This window comes from Kitasatospora sp. NPDC032150 (assembly GCF_055579945.1).
The window spans coordinates 1-4316 of the sequence record NZ_JBVIMH010000085.1 but is presented as its reverse complement, the minus strand read 5'-3'; the positions used below and the strand labels follow the sequence as shown (position 1 = coordinate 4316).

Below are 4316 nucleotides of genomic sequence, written 5' to 3'. Positions count from 1 at the left end.
AGATCCGCCCCGCCGACAGCGCCGACCTGTGGACCTGGCTGGTCATCGCCGCCCACACCCAGCTCCGCCCGCCCGCTCGCCGGAGGACCTGCGCCGCCCCTGGGAACGGCCGGCCGGGCCCCGCCGTCTGACCCCAGCCCGGGTCCGGCGGGGGTTTCGCAACATCCGCGCAACCGCAGCCCGTCCGGCAGCCGCACCGAAACCGTCCCAACCAGGGCCGGGACGGCCCGCAGGCTCGAAGAACAAGCACCGCGCCAAGCACCACGACGTCGGCATGCTCACCAGCGCCGAAGGGCCCGCGCTCCGGCTCGCCGTCCAGGCACTCCGCGAAGAGCTGGCGCAGGCCCGGCGAACCACCGGCGGACTCCGCACCAAGGCGGAGCGGCTCGGCGGCGAGCTCAAGACCGTCGAGGCCCGCATCACCGCCGTCCGCGCACTCGCCGACCAGGCGGAGCCCGCCAGCCCCTGCCGATGGCACGACCACCTCTGCCCGTTCGACGTGATCACCACCATCGGCACCCCGCCGCCCGGCAACTGACCCGCACACGGAGGCGCCCGGCCGGATACGACCGGGCGCCCGACGGCCGACCCGTACCGCACGCCGTACGCCCCAACCCGCTGTAGGAGAACGGATATGCTCAGCCGCCCCATCACCGACCGCCTCCGCCGCCAGCCGCCGAGCTGCCCGAGCTCCTTGCCTACGCACATCTCGCCCTGCTTCCCGGCAGCGCGGCCCAGTCCGGGTGGGTCTCCGGCGCCACCCGCGAAGCGCCCCTGCCCTGCTGCCTCGACGTCCTGTCCCTGCTCGGCCCGGCCGCCGAGGGCGACGTCCGCGACCCGTACGGCGACCAGGTCGGCGCCGCGCCGATCCTCGGCACCCTGCAGAGCTGGGCCCGGCTCATCCACGAGGAGAGCCCCTACTGCCCGAGTAGCGGATGGTCCACCATCGGCGCCCTGGTCGAGTTCCTCGCCGACCGCGACGTGTTCGAGTGGACCGTCCAGCAGCCGTGGGCCGACGAGTACGCCGACGAGATCGCCGACGTGCACCGGCTGTTGGTCCCCTCGCCCGGCTCCGGCCCCGCCGGCGCCCGATGTCCCTGCCGTGCCCGCGCTGCGAACTGCTCACGCTGGTCGCCGCCGACGGTCGAGACATCGAGTGCAGCAACCCGGACTGCGGCACCATCCTCCGCCAGTCCGAGTACGACGACCGGGCCGAGCAGGACCTGACCGAGCTCTAGAGCGCTCACCAGCATGGAGACCGACCATGACCGCACTCACCCTCGGCGGCGTCTACTCCGCCCAACTCCACGGCTTCACTGGCCCCTGGACCATCCACGGCACCGCCACCGCCTGGGACGTCCGCCCGGCCGGCAACTCCCATCACGTGATCGTCCGGCTCGGCGACGACTCCAACCCGCACCGCAGAGCACACGCGGCCTACGCCGAGGGCCTTCTGAGCAAGCTCCCCGACGGCCGCCGCCAGCTCGTGAGCCCGCTCACCGCACTGCCGGGCCCGACCGCCGTCACCCTCGGCTGGACACTCGCCCACCGCCTCGACCCTGCCGACGCGCCCCATCACGTCGAACAGGCGCGGAAGGAACTCGCCGAGTGGGTGCAGGTCCCCGAGGATGACAGCCCGCTCGGGGTGAGCGCGCTCCCCTGGCTGGCGCGCGCCGTTGACCGCACCGCGGCCGGCCGGAACGCCGAGCGCGAACGCGATGCCCTGATCCGCCGACTCCGGGCCGGAGGCGTCCCCCGGGACGTCGTCGCCGCGCATGCCCAGCTCGACCCGAGCCGAATCACCCAGTTGTGCAAGCAGAAGCGTGTCGAGATCACCAGAAGCCATGCCCTACATAAAGTGATTGCGTTATCACACTAAGTGATCTATGGCGTGTCGCCGCCGCCCCCGATGCGGCCGGCGGAGGCCGCCCTTACGTGAGGCGGAGGTACCAGTGGTCAGGCATGGGAGACAGCAGACCGGCTCGCATCGCGATACGGGGCCCGAGGAGAGGGCGCATCGACCGCGGCGAAGGCTATGGGCGTGGGTGCGGATCTGCATGGCGGGGCTGGCCGTGGTGGCAGGACTGGCCTTGCCTGCTGCCGCCCCGTCCCCGGCTTGGGCCGCCACCTCCGCAACCGCCTACGTCACCAACCAGACCGACAACACGGTCTCGGCGATCGACACCGCCACCAACAACGTCATCGCCACCATCCCCGTCGGTGCGAAGCCGTTCGGCGTCGCGATCACCCCGGACGGCACGCGCGCCTACGTCGCCAACGAGGGCTCGGACAACGTGTCGGTGATCGACACCGCCAGCAACACGGTCACCACCACCATCGCTCTGTTCGCCGGCGCGGGCCCGAACGGTGTGGCGATCACGCCCGACGGCACGCGCGCCTATGTCGCCGACACCGGTAACCCTTTTGGTAGCCCCAACAGCACGGTGTCGGTGATCGACACCGCCAGCAACACGGTCACCACCAACATCAACAATGCCGGCGCCGCCCCGTTCGCTGTGGCGATCACCCCGGACGGCACCCACGCCTACGTCACGAACTACCAGAACGCCGGGGCTGTGCAGGTGATCGACACCGCCAGTAACACGGTCACTGCCACCATCGCCAACTTCGCGGGCAACTTCCCTGCCGCTGTGGCGATCACGCCGGACGGCACCCGCGCCTACGTCGCCAACCAGGGCAACTCGCACAACGTGTCGGTGATCGACACCGCCACCAACACGGTCACCACCAACATCACCGTCGACGTTGCACCGTCCGGCATCGCGATCACCCCCAACGGCACGCGCGCCTACGTCGGCACGGACGGCGGGGTGGACGTGATCGACACAACCACGAACACGGTCTCCGGGACCGTGGCCACCAACGCCTCCACCGTCGGTGTTGCGATCACCCAGGACGGCGCGCACGCCTACGTCGCCGCCCCCGGAGGCCCCAGAGCTGTCGATGTGATCGACACGGCCAGCAACACGGTCACCGCCACCGTCCCCGTGGGCAACAGTCCGCAACAGATCGCGATCACCCCCGCCGCCCCTCCCAGCAGACCTTCCCTGACCATCACCAAGACCCACACCGGAACCTTCGTCCCAGGCCGGCAGGGCACCTACACCATCACCGTCGGCAACAACGGGACCGCCCCGACCGACGGCACCACCGTCAGAGTCCAGGACACCCTCCCGGCGCAACTCACCGCTGTCCGCCTCGTTGGCTCCGGATGGAACTGCGCGCGGTCCACCTTGACCTGTACCCGCAGCGATGTCCTCAACCCCGGCAGCACCTACCCGCCCATCACGCTGCGGGTCCGCGTCGCCCGCAACATCCCCCCTCAGGTCGTCACGAACAGCGTTACCGTCAGCGGAGGCGGCAACGGCACCGCGACCGCCACCGACCCCACCACCATCGACCCCCCCGGTCGCTGGCATCACTGCGACCACGGCAAGTGGCCGCACTGCGACCACCACAGCTGACGGCACCAACACAGGTAGTTGCGCAAGATCAGCAGTTGTGTCACGCTGCTGCCAGCACCACACGTGCGCCATCATCACGAAGGGCCCGACCAGCTCCGGTCGGGCCCTTCGGCATTCCCGAGGAGGTCGACATGGACGAGCTACTGACCGGCCCTCAGGCCGCCGAGCTTTGCCGGGTCGACGTCTCGACCATCCGCCAGTGGAAGCGACGCGGCAAGCTCACCCCCGCCGGACTCGACGAGCAGGGGCACCCGATGTACCGGCGCCTTGACGTCGCCCTCGCCGAGCGCTCCACCCGCGATCGCGCACGCCGGACGTACTGAGCTTGCTCCGCTTTGACGGACACCGTTGGTGTGGTGGTCAGGCCGCCAGGACGGTCTCGTATTCGGCGGGACTGCGGTAGCCGAGGCTACTGTGCAGCCTGCGTATGTTGTACCAGGCTTCGATCCATTCAAAGATCGCGGTCCGTGCTGCGGCTCGGCTGGGCCAGGGGCGGTCGCTGAGCAGTTCCCGTTTGAGCGTGGCGAAGAAGGACTCGGCGAGTGCGTTGTCCCAGCACTGGCCGGTCCGGCCGACCGACAGGCGAACTCCGAACTCGGTTGCGAGATCGGCGAATTCACGGCTGGTGTATTGGCAGCCGCGATCCGAGTGAAACAGCACCGGCCCGGTCGGGTGGCGGGTTCGGCAGGCAGCCCGCAGGGCGTCGGCGACCAGTTCGGTCCGCAGGTGGTCGGCAGTGGCCCAGCCGACGACGCGGCGGGAGGCGATGTCGATGACGGTGGCCAGGTAGAGCCAGCCCTCCTCGGTGGGGATGTAGGTGATGTCGCCGCG

Annotated in this window: 6 protein-coding genes and 1 pseudogene; 6 read left to right on the top strand and 1 reads right to left on the bottom strand. The window is 70.3% G+C overall.

Translation table 11 applies throughout. The features are described 5' to 3' along the window. The 6 genes and pseudogenes from ACZ5ON_RS35775 to ACZ5ON_RS35750 all read left to right on the top strand — a co-directional run. A pseudogene (locus ACZ5ON_RS35775) lies at positions 1–274 on the top strand (NF041680 family putative transposase); the annotation flags it as partial. Then, complete coding sequence (locus tag ACZ5ON_RS35770) at positions 275–538, top strand: hypothetical protein (protein WP_465601738.1); 264 nt, start codon at positions 275–277, stop codon at positions 536–538. Positions 539–1091: 553 nt separating this feature from the next. Then, positions 1092–1238, top strand: a complete 147-nt coding sequence (locus ACZ5ON_RS35765) for a hypothetical protein (RefSeq protein ID WP_465601735.1) — start codon at positions 1092–1094, stop codon at positions 1236–1238. A gap of 26 nt (positions 1239–1264) precedes the next feature. Next, positions 1265–1879, top strand: coding sequence for a hypothetical protein (locus ACZ5ON_RS35760; RefSeq protein WP_465601733.1), 615 nt, complete (start codon positions 1265–1267; stop codon positions 1877–1879). A gap of 7 nt (positions 1880–1886) precedes the next feature. Continuing rightward, positions 1887–3485 (top strand): cytochrome D1 domain-containing protein, encoded by a 1599-nt coding sequence (locus ACZ5ON_RS35755; RefSeq protein ID WP_465601731.1) that lies wholly within the window; start codon positions 1887–1889, stop codon positions 3483–3485. Positions 3486–3616: 131 nt separating this feature from the next. Further along, positions 3617–3808: a MerR family transcriptional regulator gene (locus tag ACZ5ON_RS35750; RefSeq protein WP_465601729.1), complete on the top strand. Its 192-nt coding sequence runs from the start codon at positions 3617–3619 to the stop codon at positions 3806–3808. A gap of 37 nt (positions 3809–3845) precedes the next feature. Here ACZ5ON_RS35750 and ACZ5ON_RS35745 read toward each other — a convergent pair. Next, on the bottom strand, positions 3846–4316 hold a 471-nt coding region (locus ACZ5ON_RS35745), incomplete at its 5' end, for an IS3 family transposase (protein ID WP_465601727.1).